Source organism: Bacteroides salyersiae WAL 10018 = DSM 18765 = JCM 12988 (assembly GCF_000381365.1).
In the GTDB taxonomy this organism is placed as follows: Bacteria; Bacteroidota; Bacteroidia; order Bacteroidales; family Bacteroidaceae; genus Bacteroides; species Bacteroides salyersiae.
The window spans coordinates 89,883-105,985 of record NZ_KB905468.1; the positions used below are offsets into that span (position 1 = coordinate 89,883).

At 40.3% G+C, this 16,103-nt stretch carries 16 protein-coding genes; 7 read left to right on the forward strand and 9 right to left on the reverse strand.

The genetic code is table 11. The features are described from left to right. Nucleotides 1-29: 29 nt before the first annotated feature. The 4 genes from rimM to tsaB form a co-directional block, all read right to left on the reverse strand. Entirely contained in the window at nt 30-569 is a 540-nt protein-coding gene (gene rimM / locus HMPREF1532_RS18250; protein ID WP_005933303.1) for a ribosome maturation factor RimM, read from the reverse strand. Beyond that, nucleotides 566-1,870 (reverse strand): UDP-N-acetylglucosamine 1-carboxyvinyltransferase, encoded by a 1,305-nt coding sequence (gene murA, locus HMPREF1532_RS18255; protein WP_005933305.1) that lies wholly within the window; start codon nt 1,868-1,870, stop codon nt 566-568. Before murA ends, rimM begins: the two co-directional genes overlap by 4 nt. 175 nt (nt 1,871-2,045) lie before the next feature. Further along, entirely contained in the window at nt 2,046-2,660 is a 615-nt protein-coding gene (locus HMPREF1532_RS18260) for a DUF4290 domain-containing protein (protein WP_005933308.1), read from the reverse strand. 48 nt (nt 2,661-2,708) lie between these two features. Beyond that, nucleotides 2,709-3,398, reverse strand: coding sequence for a tRNA (adenosine(37)-N6)-threonylcarbamoyltransferase complex dimerization subunit type 1 TsaB (gene tsaB, locus HMPREF1532_RS18265; RefSeq protein ID WP_005933310.1), 690 nt, complete (start codon nt 3,396-3,398; stop codon nt 2,709-2,711). 478 nt (nt 3,399-3,876) lie between these two features. Here tsaB and HMPREF1532_RS18270 point away from each other — a divergent pair, with 478 nt between their 5' ends. From HMPREF1532_RS18270 to nadD, 3 genes are all read left to right on the forward strand, one after another. After that, nucleotides 3,877-4,755 carry a YicC/YloC family endoribonuclease gene (locus HMPREF1532_RS18270; RefSeq protein ID WP_044094143.1) on the forward strand — a complete coding sequence of 293 codons (879 nt, stop codon included), beginning with the start codon at nt 3,877-3,879 and terminating at the stop codon, nt 4,753-4,755. 113 nt (nt 4,756-4,868) lie between these two features. Further along, nucleotides 4,869-5,435, forward strand: coding sequence for a guanylate kinase (gmk, locus tag HMPREF1532_RS18275; RefSeq protein WP_005933315.1), 567 nt, complete (start codon nt 4,869-4,871; stop codon nt 5,433-5,435). A 66-nt stretch (nt 5,436-5,501) separates the two neighbouring features. Then, nucleotides 5,502-6,074, forward strand: a complete 573-nt coding sequence (gene nadD, locus HMPREF1532_RS18280; RefSeq protein WP_005933316.1) for a nicotinate (nicotinamide) nucleotide adenylyltransferase — start codon at nt 5,502-5,504, stop codon at nt 6,072-6,074. Nucleotides 6,075-6,288: 214 nt separating this feature from the next. Here the strand turns inward: nadD and HMPREF1532_RS18285 are convergent, their stop codons facing one another. Further along, on the reverse strand, nt 6,289-8,874 hold the full coding sequence (locus HMPREF1532_RS18285) for a thiol protease/hemagglutinin PrtT (RefSeq protein ID WP_005933318.1): 2,586 nt from the start codon (nt 8,872-8,874) through the stop codon (nt 6,289-6,291). Nucleotides 8,875-9,013: 139 nt separating this feature from the next. Between HMPREF1532_RS18285 and HMPREF1532_RS18290 the strand changes: the two genes are divergently transcribed. Beyond that, a complete protein-coding gene (locus HMPREF1532_RS18290) occupies nt 9,014-10,591 on the forward strand; it encodes a T9SS type A sorting domain-containing protein (RefSeq protein WP_005933320.1) in 1,578 nt (525 codons plus the stop codon). Nucleotides 10,592-10,605: 14 nt separating this feature from the next. On the opposite strand, the gene HMPREF1532_RS18295 is transcribed toward HMPREF1532_RS18290, so the two are convergent. Next, nucleotides 10,606-11,658 (reverse strand): metallophosphoesterase, encoded by a 1,053-nt coding sequence (locus HMPREF1532_RS18295; protein ID WP_005933321.1) that lies wholly within the window; start codon nt 11,656-11,658, stop codon nt 10,606-10,608. Nucleotides 11,659-11,849: 191 nt separating this feature from the next. Between HMPREF1532_RS18295 and HMPREF1532_RS18300 the strand changes: the two genes are divergently transcribed. Next, nucleotides 11,850-12,740, forward strand: a complete 891-nt coding sequence (locus tag HMPREF1532_RS18300; RefSeq protein ID WP_005933322.1) for a 1,4-dihydroxy-2-naphthoate polyprenyltransferase — start codon at nt 11,850-11,852, stop codon at nt 12,738-12,740. A 105-nt stretch (nt 12,741-12,845) separates the two neighbouring features. Here HMPREF1532_RS18300 and rfbB read toward each other — a convergent pair whose 3' ends face one another. Together rfbB and rfbA are read right to left on the reverse strand one after the other, a co-directional pair. Further along, nucleotides 12,846-13,979 (reverse strand): dTDP-glucose 4,6-dehydratase, encoded by a 1,134-nt coding sequence (rfbB, locus tag HMPREF1532_RS18305; protein ID WP_005933323.1) that lies wholly within the window; start codon nt 13,977-13,979, stop codon nt 12,846-12,848. A gap of 24 nt (nt 13,980-14,003) precedes the next feature. After that, entirely contained in the window at nt 14,004-14,867 is an 864-nt protein-coding gene (rfbA, locus tag HMPREF1532_RS18310; RefSeq protein ID WP_005933325.1) for a glucose-1-phosphate thymidylyltransferase RfbA, read from the reverse strand. A gap of 227 nt (nt 14,868-15,094) precedes the next feature. Here rfbA and HMPREF1532_RS18315 point away from each other — a divergent pair, with 227 nt between their 5' ends. Together HMPREF1532_RS18315 and HMPREF1532_RS22050 are read left to right on the forward strand one after the other, a co-directional pair. Then, nucleotides 15,095-15,412, forward strand: coding sequence for a DUF5034 domain-containing protein (locus tag HMPREF1532_RS18315; protein WP_005933327.1), 318 nt, complete (start codon nt 15,095-15,097; stop codon nt 15,410-15,412). Further along, on the forward strand, nt 15,402-15,596 hold the full coding sequence (locus HMPREF1532_RS22050) for a DUF5034 domain-containing protein (RefSeq protein WP_368115743.1): 195 nt from the start codon (nt 15,402-15,404) through the stop codon (nt 15,594-15,596). The genes HMPREF1532_RS18315 and HMPREF1532_RS22050 overlap by 11 nt, the downstream gene beginning before the upstream one ends. Nucleotides 15,597-15,600: 4 nt before the next feature. On the opposite strand, the gene HMPREF1532_RS18320 is transcribed toward HMPREF1532_RS22050, so the two are convergent. Further along, nucleotides 15,601-16,092: a metallophosphoesterase family protein gene (locus HMPREF1532_RS18320; RefSeq protein ID WP_005933329.1), complete on the reverse strand. Its 492-nt coding sequence runs from the start codon at nt 16,090-16,092 to the stop codon at nt 15,601-15,603. Nucleotides 16,093-16,103 lie beyond the last annotated feature (11 nt).

Below are 16,103 nucleotides of genomic sequence, written 5' to 3' on the forward strand. Positions count from 1 at the left end.
ATTACAGATTACACAGATTAACACAGATTTTATTCTTCTTCAAGTTCGTCAAGATTCAATAATCCCTCCGGTAGATCTACTGTAATAAGTCTATGTTTCTGATCGATACCGACAATAAACTCCTCTTGTGCAGGTACTAACAGTTCTTCCCCGTCAGAACATTCTACTACAAAAAGGGTATTGACCGTAGAGTTGTCTACCTCCACCAGTTCACCCAATACACCATGATTCACATCCTCCATGCGAAAACCGGCAAAGAAGTTCCAGGAAAGCTCTCCCGGGTCCGCTTCATCTACATGCCCTATCGGGAAGTAGACATCCACATTCGTAAACATACGGGCACGTTCGGCCGTATCCACCCCTTCAAGCTTTACCAAAGCGGTAGAATCCGAACGAAAACGATATTCTTCCATAAAAAAGGGAACGAAAATACCGTCAAGCAGACAAATAAGGTAGTCGCAATCGGCACGATCAAAAATATCGTCCGTAAAGGTGAATGACAATTCACCGTGTATACCATGAGGTTTATTGAAAATTCCTATTTTATATACTTCTTCTTTTCTTATCATATACGCGTTATTCTGGCACCGATAGCATTCAGACGCCCTTCAATATTCTGATACCCCCGGTCTATCTGCTCGATATTATGAATACGGCTGATACCTTCTGCACTCATTGCAGCAATCAGCAACGCAATACCGGCACGAATATCGGGTGAAGTCATATTACCGCCACGCAATTTAAACCCGTGGTTGTGTCCGATGACAACGGCACGATGCGGATCACAAAGAATAATCTGTGCACCCATATCAATCAACTTATCCACAAAAAACAAGCGACTCTCAAACATCTTCTGATGAATCAGCACACTGCCTTTGGCCTGAGTAGCCACCACTAGCAACACACTGAGTAAATCCGGTGTAAGGCCGGGCCACGGAGCATCGGCAATAGTCATAATAGAACCGTCGATGAATGACTCGATCTGATAGTTCTCCTGTGCAGGAACATAAATATCATCCCCACGCTGTTCCAATTTGATACCCAAACGACGGAAACTTTCAGGAATGATGCCTAAATTTTCATAAGAAACATTCTTTATGGTAACTTCACTTCTTGTCATGGCAGCCATACCGATAAAACTGCCTACCTCAATCATATCAGGCAATACGGTATGTTGTGTTCCATGCAATTCTTCTACTCCTTCAATCGTGAGAAGATTGGAAGCAATGCCCTTGATTTTCGCCCCCATCCGGTTCAGCATCTTGCAAAGTTGCTGTAAATAAGGCTCACAAGCAGCGTTATAAATAGTGGTCGTTCCCTTTGCCAGCACAGCAGCCATCACGATATTGGCCGTTCCTGTCACAGAAGCCTCATCCAGCAGCATGTAAGTTCCTGTTAGCCTATCGGCTGTGATCTCATAAACACCCCGTTCGTCATTATATCTAAAATCCGCTCCCAAGCTTTGAATACCGACAAAGTGTGTATCCAACCGACGACGACCAATTTTATCTCCTCCCGGTTTAGAAATCATTGCCTTACCAAAACGGGCAACCATCGGACCGATCAACATCACCGAACCACGCAAACTGGAACATTTCTTTAGAAACTCATCACTTTCCAAATAAGCGAGATCCACGTTTTCCGCCTGAAAACTATACGTATCGATTCCCTCTTTTGCAACCGTAACTCCCATATCCCTCATCAATTGAATGAGATTATTGACATCCAGAATATCGGGAATATTATTTACCGTCACTTTTTCTGCCGTAAGCAACGTTGCACAAATAATCTGCAACACCTCGTTCTTAGCACCTTGCGGATGGATATCTCCGCACAGCTTGTGCCCTCCTTCAATTACAAATGAAGCCATGTGGTTAGTAGTTAGTAGTTAGAATTTAGTAGTTAGTAGCTGGAAGTTAGTAGTTAGAATTTAGTAGTTAGTAGCTGGAAGTTAGTGGTTAGCAGTAATTCAAACAACATGCTGCATAGATTCTATCTCCTAACTACTAAATTCTAACTACTAACTACTAATTACTGACTACTAATCAATACTTCCTTCTCTGATTATTATTCCGATTATTATTGTAATTCACTTTCGGACGATAATTCTGTGCAAGCCGTTCCGCCATCAAACGAATAATGTCATCATCCATCCGGAGCTTTCCTCCGGAAAGTTCATCCAGATCTTCGGCTATCTTACGGTCATCTACCGTATCTTTATTCCAAGCCATATAATCCTTCTTCATATGATTACAAATAAGAGCAACCAGATTTCTCTTCTCATCGCCTTCCGGAAATTCGCATGCTTTCTTTATCAACACCTCCAGAGTACGACCATAATGACGATAACGCATTTTGGTACTGGGATAAGGGATCGAATCAGGCTTCGTACCCAAATTCTCTTCACGAATTATCTCGTAAGGATATTTTATATCCAGTTTAAAATCAGCCATGATAGCTAAATGATCCCATAGTTTATGCTTGAAATCGGGTACATCTCTCAAATGAGGAAACATATTCCCCATAATATTGATGATAGTATTTGCACAACGTTGACGCTCTGCCGGGTCTTGAATTGTCAATGCATGATCTACCATATTCTGGATACTCCGCCCATACTCGGGAAGCGGCATTCTTTTCTGTTGAGTGTTATACTGCATATAAATGAATTAAAAAATTAAAGAATTAAAGAGGGAAAAACATAAACTCTACAATAACTTTTTGGGAAGAGAAGCCACAAACTCTTTCAGATAAAAAGGCTCAAAATAAGCCACATCCTTATAATCTTGCTTTGCCATCGCCTTATCAGCGAGCGGAAACATCATTTTGGCCAACGGATGAATATCATCGATGAAATGCGCATTCGGATGCGTTATCTTTTCCCGGCACTTAGCAGCACCGTTACCGAAAAAATAAACCGGATGTTCATTCAATATATCAAGATAAGAATTCTCATCAACAATATCTGCCGAAATATCGCGCACCACATTCAAGGCACGATCATAAACAGCTGCGTATACCTCCATCCGGCGGGCATCGATCATCGGGCAGAGATAAGCGTCTTCCGGTAATTCATGATATAACAATACCGGAACACACAACACCTCCAGTGTCGGTATACCTATCAACGGAACATTCCGTCCATAACAAATCCCTTTAGCCATCGAAACTCCGATACGAAGCCCCGTATACGATCCCGGACCACAACTCACTGCTACCGCATCCAACGGAATAGCATGACTATCGATAAACGACAAAGCCTCGTCAACAAAAACCCCTAATGACACAGCGTGTGAAGGACCTTTCATGTCTTCCTGCACAAAAATCGTCTGTCCGTCTTCACTTACCGCTACCGAACACACAGCAGTAGAGGTCTCAATATGTAAGATACACGACATAATTTTCAGATTATTAAATTGATGCAAATTTAGCTGATTATTTTCAGATTACCACATTGTCGCATAAATTAAAGCATATTTCAGTTAAAATTCATCGCATAAACAAATCTTTTATCTATCTTAACGCGCTATTTTATAATAAATAAAATAAACAACATACAAACATCACATGGGTAACCTGCGCTGTAGTACTATATATCTTCTTCGTACTTGGGAATAATCGCTTCCTTCGCACAACCTCCGAAAGATTGCTCAGTTAAACAACAGATCCGCACAAACGAATCGGCCTGCTACTTGACCTTAAAAGTGTGACTGAAGGAGAGATTACTTAATTATACATATACCTAAATATTCAATATAAATTTCCTTTTCAATAATAGATTAATTTGCTATTAGATTAGAGAAGCTACACATTTTTCCCTTTTTGAAGCAATAATCTTAAAATAATCTCTTACTTTTGCAGAAAACAATCGATTTTATGATACAATCCATGACGGGATACGGCAAAGCAACTGCCGAACTTCCCGAAAAGAAAATAAATGTAGAGATCAAATCGCTCAACAGTAAGGCAATGGATCTGTCGGCCCGCATTGCTCCGGCATACCGTGAAAAAGAGATGGAGATCCGCAATGAAATATCACGAACTCTGGAACGTGGGAAAGTAGATTTCAGCCTCTGGGTAGAAAAAAAGGAGAGTGCAGAAAGTGCCACACCCATCAATCAGGCATTGGTAGAAGGCTACTATAAACAAATAAAAGACATTGCCGATAATCTCAGTATCCCGGTCCCTACAGATTGGTTTCAAACTCTGCTCCGCATGCCGGACGTACTAACTAAGACCGAGACACAAGAATTGACCGAAGAGGAATGGACCACTGTACATGCGGCTGTTCTGGAAGCAATCGGCCATTTGGTAGATTTTAGAAAACAGGAAGGTGCCGCACTGGAAAAGAAATTCCGTGAAAAAATAGCCAATATCTCGCATTTACTGGAATCTATCACGCCCTATGAAAAAGAACGTGTCGAAAAAGTCAAAGAGCGCATAACAGATGCTCTCGAAAAAACATTGAGCGTAGATTACGATAAAAACCGTCTGGAGCAAGAACTTATTTATTATATAGAAAAGCTGGACGTAAATGAAGAGAAACAACGTCTCGGCAATCATTTGAAATATTTCATCAGCACCATGGAAAGCGGTAGCGGACAAGGCAAAAAATTAGGTTTTATTGCACAGGAAATGGGCCGTGAAATCAATACATTGGGCAGTAAATCCAATCATGCAGAAATGCAAAAGATCGTAGTTCAGATGAAAGACGAATTGGAACAGATAAAAGAACAGGTACTGAATGTAATGTAAATCGGTCATAAATTATCAAACTACGGATAGTAAGTAATATCTGGATGCAAAGAAAGACAGTTTCTTGCTCCTTTCGTAGTTTGTAATTCGTAACCGGCAATTAATAAAGCGCTATGAACGGAAAATTAATCATCTTCTCCGCTCCATCAGGTTCGGGCAAATCTACCATTATCAATTACCTGCTGAAGCAGAACTTAAATCTTGCATTTTCTATCTCAGCAACCAGTCGCCCGCCACGTGGTGAAGAAAAACATGGAGTGGAATACTTCTTTCTTTCTCCCGATGAATTTCGTCAACGTATTTCAAACAACGAATTTCTGGAATATGAAGAAGTGTATAAAGACCGTTACTACGGCACACTGAAAGCCCAAGTAGAAAAACAATTGGAAGCCGGACAAAATGTGGTGTTTGATGTAGATGTAGTAGGTGGATGCAACATAAAGAAATTCTATGGAGACCGGGCTTTATCTTTATTCATCCAGCCCCCCTGCGTAGAAGAGTTGCGCCGTCGTCTTATAGGGCGCGGTACAGATGCCCCGGAAGTGATAGAACACCGTGTGGCGAAAGCAGAATATGAATTAAGCTTTGCTTCCAAATTCGATAAGGTCATTATCAATGATGATTTGGAAGCAGCAAAAGCAGAAGCTCTGAAAGTTATAAAAGAATTTCTAAATAAATAGCCCTCTCTCCATCAATAAACCTTCTTCTTTAGCGGATATTTTATTAATAATCCCTCAGCAGCGATTATGAAAAAATTAAAAACCGGAATTTTCAGTGGCTCTTTCAACCCGATTCATATCGGGCACCTTGCCTTAGCCAATTATCTTTGTGAGTTTGGTGAGGTAGATGAAGTATGGTTTGTGGTGAGTCCTCACAACCCGCTAAAGAAACCGGCCGACTTATGGCCGGATGAGTTACGTCTCCGGTTAGTGCAGCTTGCCATCGGAGACTATCCGTACTTCCATGCCTCCGATTTTGAATTTCATCTTCCCCGTCCTTCTTACACAATACATACACTGGACTGTTTGAAAAAAGCTTATCCCGATCGGGAATTTCATCTCATCATCGGCTCAGACAACTGGCAAGGATTCGGTTGTTGGCGCGAATCGGAACGGATTATTGCCGAAAATCAATTACTTGTCTATCCCCGTCCCGGATATCCCGTAAATAAAGACTTACTTCCAACAAATGTGCGCATCGTCAAATCACCTACTTTTGAGATAAGTTCTACTTTTATCCGGTATGCTTTGGCGGAAGGAAAAGATGTACGTTATTTCCTTCATCCGGCAGTTTACGAAGAACTTCACCGGCAAAAATAATATCAGTTTTATACCAAGAACAGGAAACACCATTCACTAAAATTCTTTGTTCCGTTCAGAACCGGTTTAAATTCTGCTCAGTATTATGAGAAAAATTCAAGTAAGAACTTAATATCACTCTATTTTCCAATAAATAAAAGGGTATCAGAAGCTGATCTTAACTTCCAATACCCTTCAAATATGATGCAAAAGCCACTTAAAGCGACCTTTTATATCATTTCTTCATCCACTTGCAATGCCGTATTCCTTGTGTCGTCCCGGCTTGAATCATATAAAGTCCGGAAGGTAAGTCACCTATCTGAATTTCAGTTTTATCACCGGTGACAGAAACGGAACGTACTACTCTACCCGATACATCTATCATTTTTACAGTTTCTATTTCACAATCGGCCTCAAGGCACAATATATCCTGATCCTCATAACAAGAAAGAACAGACGTTTCAACTACAGTTTCTTCAATTCCTGTATCCTGAATTATTCTGAATGTCGTCCGATTCAGAAACTCCGGTAATAACGCATCTGCATACTGCCCATCTACAGAAGCCAGTAAAACACCATATTGACCTACTGGATAAGTTAATCTATGAACGATTTGTATTTCCTTTGTTTCATTCTTTTCCAAAGACAATTCTACAACATTGGAGTTGCCTACAACCTGATTCTGGTCAGTAAAAAAGATCAAAGCGAATGAGCCATCGCCATATCCACCACTATTTTTTATCTTAGAAGTAACAACAATATTACTATTAGGATAAATATTGTTAGAACCATCCTGAGCAACCGCCGTTACCGAGCTCCATAATTTATAAACCGGATCGGCTGGTTCATCCAATATCGTAGCATCAGTTACCTTAAATTCATTAGGTCCGATGGCATCCCACCATCTATTACTCCATGCATTATCAACATCGCAAACAACCACGACGTCATAGTCACCAGGACTTACTTCAATAGCATCGGTGCTATACTCAAATGTACGGGTAGCTCCCTTTGGAATACGCGTAGGGAACATACCTACATATTGACGTTCTTTCTCCTCGTCAAGACTCTTCTTTTGCAATAAAATACCCATATAAGAATAGAACTCTTCACCGTCATTTTTCACGGTCACCCGGAAAGTGGCTTTCCTACCCTTATATAATTTCGTACTTATTATTTCCGGCTTTTTCACCATACTCAACAGGGGTTCAAACTCCGGTTTTACGTAGCTCACCTTATTGTCTGTCACTTCCACAATATGATAATTCGGATAGTTGACTGGCGTAAGCATAATAGTATAGTTCGAAACACCATTTTCTTTTTGTGCTACCAACAACCGATAGGTACCATTCTCTATTGAAGATGGAATAGAAAACTCGTCGAAAGTGAACCCTTTTGTTCCACCTCCCAAAGGACTAAGTTTAGTTACGGCAGTACTACTCAGAACTGTCAATAACGTCTCATCTTTATAAAGTCCTAAAATCACCTCACCGGTAAAGCTCTGCAAACCATAGTTAAAAAAGCCGATGGTTGCTTTATTGGTTCCTTCCCGAGCTGTTTCAGTCTCCTGCATATTAAAAGTTCCGTTCAACTGTACACGTGCCAGATGGGTAGAAGATTCATTCGGCGGCTGAATACCGATCAATATGGTCTGATAGTGGTTATAAGCTCCCATTCCGCTACCAATACCCAAATCTTGCGGTTCAAGTGCCGAAATCTGATAATATCCGTTGCTAATGCCTCCCCACCCCCAATTAAAATGAAAGAAACCATTGACATCATAACCATCACACACAAATGCGTGCCCTCCGCTGGGGCCTTCACCAAAATAAAGGATAGGACGTTTCTCATTTAACTCAGCCTTCAGAAAATCCGACCAGTCACTCTCGTTAAAATGAGTACGTTCTATATATTCCAAATTATTATCATATGAAAAATAATTTTTAAGACCGGTAGCAATATCCTTGGCCGTTGCACCACTACCTTCAACACTATAATCCATATTACAAGATACCCCCACATGATAAGACAATATAGCGGCAGCTTTTGCTTGCGCCTCACTATATTTTCCATTATAATCGCTCAACATATTGACCCAATCATAAGTAGTATTGCTAAAGTCGACGCTTAACCGTTTATTCAAAATCTTACAAGTATAAGTTTTGGTTCCTTTACCTTTTAAAGGATAATTATAATATTTCATGATCTGAGCTGCTGCCGTAGCTACACAACCGACAGGAGCAGTCATACTGTAATTTTTATCAAAAGGACATTCGTTATTAAAGGGTGCATCTTGATTCCAAACAATATCACCCAACAAAGGCTCTACAACTGACGTAGTCATAGTGCGTGTAGTTATATCACCAGCATAAGGACTTACCATACCAGCAATTTCCGGAACAGACGAAACTTCCGACAGACGTGCAATCTCTATATCATAACCACTAAGCCATTGCCGTACCTGCAAAGGTTGATTTTCCAAACCAAAAGAACCAGTCAATGAATAAGCCAATATCGAACGGGCACGATCATCAGCAGCTACAATCACAAAGCCTCTGTTATTATCGGCATTGAATACATAGTAAGTCGGCAATCCCAAACTTGAAACAGCACGCGTATCCTTACTATCAGCAGGTATAACAGATGTATAAGCCAAAGTCAACACAGACGAGGTTGTACGTGTGTTACTTCCACGATCAGAAGTCACAGAAGCAAAGAAACGATTCGCTAAACCGAACGCTTCCTCAAGTGTAATTTGTTTGGCACACAGATTTTGAAAAAAGAAAGATAGAAATAACAGAAAAGCGTAATACTTTCTCATAAATTCATGATTTATTAATTTTTTTTGCAAATATATGAAAATATGACACGGTAATTGATATTATTAAATGTTTTTTTGTTTCCTTTGCGCAAATAACAAATATAACAACATGAAATTTTCATTTTAAAAAACAAAGCGTATGAAAAACTTTACTCTTTTACTTATTAGTGGTCTTTTATATTCGGGGCTCAGTTATGCTCAAACGGACCAAATTTATACCCGTCCCAATGAAAAGACAGCAAAAGCTCCGGAAAAAAAGATAAGCCAATTCATGAAACCGGTAAACAAAACGACAAGAAATAATGATAATAGCATTTGGAGGCCTAAAACAGAAGTTTGCTTCGCATGTGATCCGGAAGACGAAAGTGACGAAATTACATGGTATGAAGATAATATCATTCAATATACTTATGATAAATATGGAAATGTAACTGTCTTCGAACAAGAATCAGTAGAAGCAGAAGAAGGGGAAAAACGAAGCAGAACATTTATAAAATACAATGATAATCAAAAGGTTATCGAGCGTATAGAACAACATGAAACCGATGGGATACTCGTCAATCATCAAAAAACAGAATTCGATTATGACAATATAGTGACGGACTTTGTTACGCGCAGAGCTACCTATAATTGGGATGAAGTAAAGAATGAATGGGTAAAAAACTACGAACATAAAAAACTGATAACAAGAGACAGTAATAATAACATCACCCAGATTTTAGTGAAATTACTCAATTATGATGGAGAATCATACATAGATCGCGAACGTACGGATATAATTTACGATGAAGTCACCGGTAAGGCAAAAACATGGATTAATTCTACCAATGATTATGGTGATGGCATGCAAGAAGGTATAAAATACGATAATATTGTATGGGAAAATACCAACGGACAAATTATAGAAACAAATGAGCAATTTGTAACAGGCAATAATCGGATAAAAGAAGCAAAAGTATTTAAAGGAGGAAAAGAAGTAGGTACATACAAAACCGTTTTCACAGGTAAAGAGGATTTTGAGTGTACCATTAATGTAACTCAAACAAATAGCGATTCAGAAGAAGAATATGTTTCAAATGTACATACTTATAAAATATTAAATGAAAATGGAGACCAACGCGAAGAACTTATTTATAAAGTAGACGCTAATGGGGATGGAGTATTTACAAACGATGAAATAGTAGAACAACAGTATTTGATCTGGAAATACGATGATAAAGGAAACCAGATCATAAGTGCAGGATTCTTCCCTATGGAAGAGGAAGAACCGGTAGCAACTTTTACAGCAAGTCCAGTAACACCTGATCCGGGATGGGAACAAACAGATGGAGAAATGACAGAATATACTTATAACGAATACGGTGAAATTGTCTCCAGAGTTGTTTATATGTGGTTTTACGAACCGGGAGCCAGCCAGTATCTCCCCATGGAGAAATATGTTTCAAGTGAATTCTTGGATGTTTCTACCGGAATGAAAACCACTCAGAGTAAAAACGGAAAACTAACTTACGTTTTCAACAAAGATGGAGAGGTAGAATTCCGTATGGAAGGTATGAATAGTTATGCTATCTGCAACATAAATGGTAACGTTATTGTGAATACAAAAACAAAGAATGATACCGAGACCGTATCTATCGCTGATCTACCAGCCGGATTATACATCTTGAAAATAATTGGAACAAAAGGTACAGAAAACGTAAAATTCATGAAAAGATAGCACAATCGGATTATTTATTGTTTCAACCGGTATAAAGTAATTATCACTATTTCGGACGGAGCGCCGATACGGATATTTTTATTAGAAGTCCCGATGCCATTGGTTACAATCATCGGGATTTTTGCTGTATTATACTTCAATCCCGTGAGGAAACGACTTCCATAATGTGAAGGTATAATAGGAGCATAACCAAAAATACGTACCTGCCCGCCATGAGTATGTCCGGCTAAGGCAAGATCTGTATTTGCCACAGAGACATCCTCTATGTAATCGGGAGTATGAACAAGCAGAATCACAAAATCTTCAGGAGCAAGCCCAAGCGTCGGACACTTACCGTTCTGTTTCAAGTCGAAAGGATTGCGCACACCGGCAATCAGTATCTGCTGTCCATTTTTCCGCAAAGTATCTACTTTATGCTCAAGCACACGCATACCATAACGTTTCATTTCACGAACAATATCTTCATGACAGCGCTCATAATCATTATTACCCATTACTCCATACGTTCCCATCGGAGTTTTCACTTTAGCCAAAGCTGCAAATAATTCGGGCACATATTCACAACCTTCCTGATAGTCACCTCCCATGAGCAATACATCGGCTTGCTGAGCTATGAGAAGCCGAACAAGGCCATCCAAATCTTTCTCTTTAAAAAGGCTTTTATAGTGAAGATCGGAAATAAAAGCAATACGGAAGCCATCAAAAGCCTCAGGTACATCTCGATGGGTAAAATCATATTTCACTACACGGTCGATACCTTTATAGGCAGAAGATACGCTGATATTCGAATGAGTAATCAAAGTGCCCGGAGCTACTCCGGCAGGAACGGGAGAATTATGTGAAGCAGACTTGACCTGTTGCTTTTTTTTCTGTTTTTGTGTGCGCTGCAGTTCCTTGAGTTGCGAATGGTCGGGAGCAAACAAACCGGAAATAAAACCGCCCGTGTCCGGACAAAGCGAATCGACAGCCAACACGGGATAAGCCGGAGAGACAACCAAAGTTTTCTTCGACTTACAGGAAGAAAACAGGAAAGAGAGTAGAATCAGGAAATATGCTAACTTCTTCATATAATTAATAATAAATCAATGTGTCAATATGACAATGTGCCAATGCATTAATGTGTTAATATGACAATGTATCAATTACCTCCCGGTGGAATAACACACACCGATTCGCACATGCATATCGGTGCATCCGCATATTGTTTTATTCAATTTGAGAGGTGCAAAGATACTCCAAAATTCCGTACCTTTGCAACATGAAAGAAATAAAGCGAAATTCTTGGCGTGCATGGTTACTTGCCGCACGCCCTAAAACTCTGGCAGGAGCAGCTACCCCGGTACTGATAGGTGCAGCCCTTGCCTATGCCGACGGACAATTTCAATGGTTGCCTGCACTGGTTTGTTTCCTTTTTGCCGGACTGATGCAAATCGCAGCCAATTTCATCAATGACCTATTCGATTGTCTAAAAGGAACAGACCGCGAAGACCGTTTAGGACCGGAACGTGCTTGTGCACAAGGATGGATTTCCCCCGGTGCCATGAAATTAGGAATTATATTCACCATTATCCCGGCATGCCTTATCGGGAGCATTTTATTGTTCTACGCCGGTTGGCAGCTAATTCTCGTCGGATTATTGTGTGTCATCTTCGCATTCTTCTACACCACAGGGCCCTACCCTCTCTCGTACAATGGGTGGGGGGATGCACTGGTGATTATCTTTTTCGGATTTGTACCTGTAGGCGGCACTTACTATGTACAAACGCTGAACTGGACACCGGATGTCACAGTAGCTTCACTGGTTTGCGGACTAATAGTAGACACATTATTAGTTATCAATAACTATCGCGACCGGGAAGCAGATGCCCAAAGCGGAAAACGTACAATCATAGTACGCTTCGGAGAACCTTTCGGCCGATATTTATATTTGGCATTAGGGATAATCGCTGCACTATTGAGCTTATATCTCACCGGAAACAGCATTCCAGGTATAATAACAGCAATTGCTTATTTCCTTCTACACCTTTCTACCTGGAACAAAATGGTAAAAATACACAGTGGCAAAAAATTAAACAGCATATTAGGAGAAACCTCTCGTAATATGCTGTTCATGGGAATATTTCTTTCACTCTCGCTCATCCTGAAATAAAGAAAAGAAAGAAGGGAAGGAAAAAGGAAGAATGGAGAGAGACTGCGCTATTACGCTGCATAGCACTTCTCCCCTCTCCATTCTCCTTTCTTCTTTTTTCCCCCTTTATTTGTACATTCTTTCATAATACTTCTGATAATCGCCACTGGTAACTTCTTCTACCCAGCTCTGATTATTCAGATACCACTCAATTGTTTTCACAATCCCTACTTCAAATTTTGTCTCAGGATACCAACCAAGTGCATCGGTTATCTTAGTAGGATCAATAGCATAACGCTGGTCATGTCCTAAACGGTCCTTTACAAAAGAAATCAGACTTTCATTAATCCAGTCGATAGCAATTTCGCCATCCGCACCTTTTTCCTGCTTTTTCAACACCTTACGATATCCCGGATTCTCCTCCAACAACCTATGAATAGTCGCAATAGTCAATTTTACAATTTCGAGGTTCGTTTTCTCATTGTGTCCACCCACATTATACACTTCACCTTCTACTCCTTGGCGTACTACCAGATCAATCGCTTTACAATGATCTTCCACATACAACCAATCACGTACATTGCTACCATCTCCGTAAACAGGAAGTTTCTTACCTTCAAGAATATTCTTTATAATTAATGGAATCAATTTTTCCGGGAAATGGTATGGACCGTAATTATTAGAACAACGAGTGATAGTAACCGGCATTTTATAAGTATCATGATAGGCCATTACTACCATATCCGCACTTGTTTTCGAAGCGCTGTACGGACTATGCGGACAAAGCGGGGTCGTTTCGTGGAAATACCCTTCAGCACCCAACGAGCCATACACCTCATCGGTAGATACCTGATGATAACGTACTCCTTTACGCCAGGTCGGATAACCATGTTCGTCTTTTCCCATCACCCAAGCACGCCGTGCCGCATCCAACAAATTTTGCGTACCTAATATATTAGTAATAAGAAATAACTGAGGATTTTCTATACTACGGTCAACATGGCTCTCGGCAGCAAAATTCACTACATAGTCGAACTTATACTCCGCAAAAAGGCGATCAGCCAGATCGCGGTCACAAATATCTCCTTTCACAAAGAAGCAACGCTCGTTGTCAATGTCACCGGCGATCGTTCCCAAATTTCCGGCATAAGTCAGTGAATCAAGCACTACCACACGAATATCATCATGTTTTGCTAAAATGTACTTCAAATAATTAGCACCGATAAATCCGGCAGCACCGGTTACAAGATAAGTTTTCATAATTATTTCTGTTATGTCGATTTATTATTTCGCTAAATCCAAAAGATACTTGCCATATTCCGTTTTACCGAGTTGTTCACCCAAAATTCGTAACTGGGCAGTCGTTATCCAGCCATTACGCCAAGCTATCTCTTCGATGCAACTGACATAAAAGCCCTGTCTGTTCTGAATGGTAGCCACAAAATTGGAAGCTTCAAGCAAACTATCACAATTACCGGTATCCAACCAGGCAAACCCACGGCCAAAAAGTTCGACTTGCAATGTGCCTTCGTCAAGATACAATTTATTCAAATCTGTAATTTCATACTCACCACGGGCAGATGGTTTTAGTGAAGCCGCCTTCTTAGTTACATCAGCATCATAAAAATAAAGCCCCGGAACAGCATAATTACTCTTAGGCATGGCAGGTTTTTCCTCAAGAGAAATGACTTTCCCCTTAGTATCAAACTCAACTACACCATACGCCCGTGGATCTTTCACATAATATCCAAAGATACAAGCACCCTTCTGCAATGTAGCTGCCCGGCGAAGCATAGCCGAAAATCCTTGCCCGTAAAACATATTATCACCCAGAATCAAACATCCCGGTTCACCATTCAGAAAATCAGCCCCCAATACAAAAGCCTGTGCCAATCCATTCGGCCGTTCCTGTATCTTATATTGGAAAATCATCCCCAATTCTTCTCCTGTACCCAAAAGATCACGAAACATCGGCAAATCACGGGGATTAGAAATGATAAGCACTTCACGTATGCCGGCCAGCATTAGCGTGGAAAGCGGATAGTAAATCATCGGCTTGTCATATACCGGCATGATCTGCTTTGATATGGCTTTCGATAGCGGATAGAGACGTGTAGCACTTCCGCCAGCAAGAATAATCCCTTTCATAATGAGACAGTTACAATTTACGAATCATAAACTATAAAATACGAATATCGATATCATCAAATAGCATGAAATTCGTAGCTTATACCTTAATTAGACTACGCAAAGAACGGAAAGAATTTTGAAATGACAAAATAAAAAGACAACTGTATATGCAATATTCTGTTTTTTAGTACATTTATAAATACGAAAGCTCTATATTTGTGACTATATCGAAAATCTACAAGCATATGAAAAAACACCCTCTACTACTTTTTTTTCTCTTAATCTTTCTGATTACAACATCCACGACCTGCGAGAATTACGACTACGAGGAGACTTACGTTCCATGTACCTTAACAGGAGTAGAAGTATATTCCTGGGATAACGCAGGAGCAGAGCCACAAGTTCCGATAGAACAAAAAATCAAGAAAGAGACTTATCTACTGGAGATCCGGTTGCTTTCGAATGCCGGAACCCAACCAAAACAGGGCATTACTAACAACACTTACAAGCTGAAAGACGGCATCGTCAAAATCAATATATACAAAAGAACCTCTGAACAATGACTTTCCCAAAGGAGCAGACGTAACCTCCTGTTTTGCGGATTATCCCTTCCGATTGACCGGACATCAAATAAAAGATTGTACCCTTCAAGGAGACACCATTCAATACATGAGTCCTATCAAACAAATATTCAAAGCTTTGATGATAGCACCGCAAACCGGTAATCACCGTTTCCAGTCGGCGTAGATACCTATCCTGCCAATTCCACCACTTCCAAATCTTTAAACATACCATTATCAATCACAAAACGTACCAACGTACGCATCTTATGGAAACCGGACCTGCCTGCTGCTCCAGGATTAATATGCAGCATATCCAATGTTTTATCATACTTCACTTTCAAAATGTGCGAATGTCCACTGATAAACAACTTAGGCGGACGGGCCATCAGACTACCGATTATTGAAGGATCATATTTTCCGGGATAGCCCCCGATATGCTTTATCAACACTTCTGTACCCTCCACTGTGAAACGGTTTACCTGTGGAAACATACGGCGGATCTCCTGTCCGTCAATATTACCATAGACTGCACGAAAAGGACGGAAAGCAGCCAGTTTCTCCGCTACTTCTACCGAGCCGATATCTCCTGCATGCCATATTTCGTCACAAGACTCAAAATATTCCAAATATTTCTCATCCCACCAACCATGTGTATCCGATAATAATCCAACTTTCATCATAGTTTCTTTGT

Excerpts from the sequence above, each read along its gene's own strand:
- rimM (WP_005933303.1), bottom strand. The coding sequence starts at position 569 with ATGATAAGAAAAGAAGAAGTATATAAAATAGGAATTTTCAATAAACCT.
- murA (WP_005933305.1), bottom strand. The coding sequence starts at position 1,870 with ATGGCTTCATTTGTAATTGAAGGAGGGCACAAGCTGTGCGGAGATATC.
- HMPREF1532_RS18260 (WP_005933308.1), bottom strand. The coding sequence starts at position 2,660 with ATGCAGTATAACACTCAACAGAAAAGAATGCCGCTTCCCGAGTATGGG.
- tsaB (WP_005933310.1), bottom strand. The coding sequence starts at position 3,398 with ATGTCGTGTATCTTACATATTGAGACCTCTACTGCTGTGTGTTCGGTA.
- HMPREF1532_RS18270 (WP_044094143.1), top strand. The coding sequence starts at position 3,877 with ATGATACAATCCATGACGGGATACGGCAAAGCAACTGCCGAACTTCCC.
- gmk (WP_005933315.1), top strand. The coding sequence starts at position 4,869 with ATGAACGGAAAATTAATCATCTTCTCCGCTCCATCAGGTTCGGGCAAA.
- nadD (WP_005933316.1), top strand. The coding sequence starts at position 5,502 with ATGAAAAAATTAAAAACCGGAATTTTCAGTGGCTCTTTCAACCCGATT.
- HMPREF1532_RS18285 (WP_005933318.1), bottom strand. The coding sequence starts at position 8,874 with ATGAGAAAGTATTACGCTTTTCTGTTATTTCTATCTTTCTTTTTTCAA.
- HMPREF1532_RS18290 (WP_005933320.1), top strand. The coding sequence starts at position 9,014 with ATGAAAAACTTTACTCTTTTACTTATTAGTGGTCTTTTATATTCGGGG.
- HMPREF1532_RS18295 (WP_005933321.1), bottom strand. The coding sequence starts at position 11,658 with ATGAAGAAGTTAGCATATTTCCTGATTCTACTCTCTTTCCTGTTTTCT.
- HMPREF1532_RS18300 (WP_005933322.1), top strand. The coding sequence starts at position 11,850 with ATGAAAGAAATAAAGCGAAATTCTTGGCGTGCATGGTTACTTGCCGCA.
- rfbB (WP_005933323.1), bottom strand. The coding sequence starts at position 13,979 with ATGAAAACTTATCTTGTAACCGGTGCTGCCGGATTTATCGGTGCTAAT.
- rfbA (WP_005933325.1), bottom strand. The coding sequence starts at position 14,867 with ATGAAAGGGATTATTCTTGCTGGCGGAAGTGCTACACGTCTCTATCCG.
- HMPREF1532_RS18315 (WP_005933327.1), top strand. The coding sequence starts at position 15,095 with ATGAAAAAACACCCTCTACTACTTTTTTTTCTCTTAATCTTTCTGATT.
- HMPREF1532_RS18320 (WP_005933329.1), bottom strand. The coding sequence starts at position 16,092 with ATGATGAAAGTTGGATTATTATCGGATACACATGGTTGGTGGGATGAG.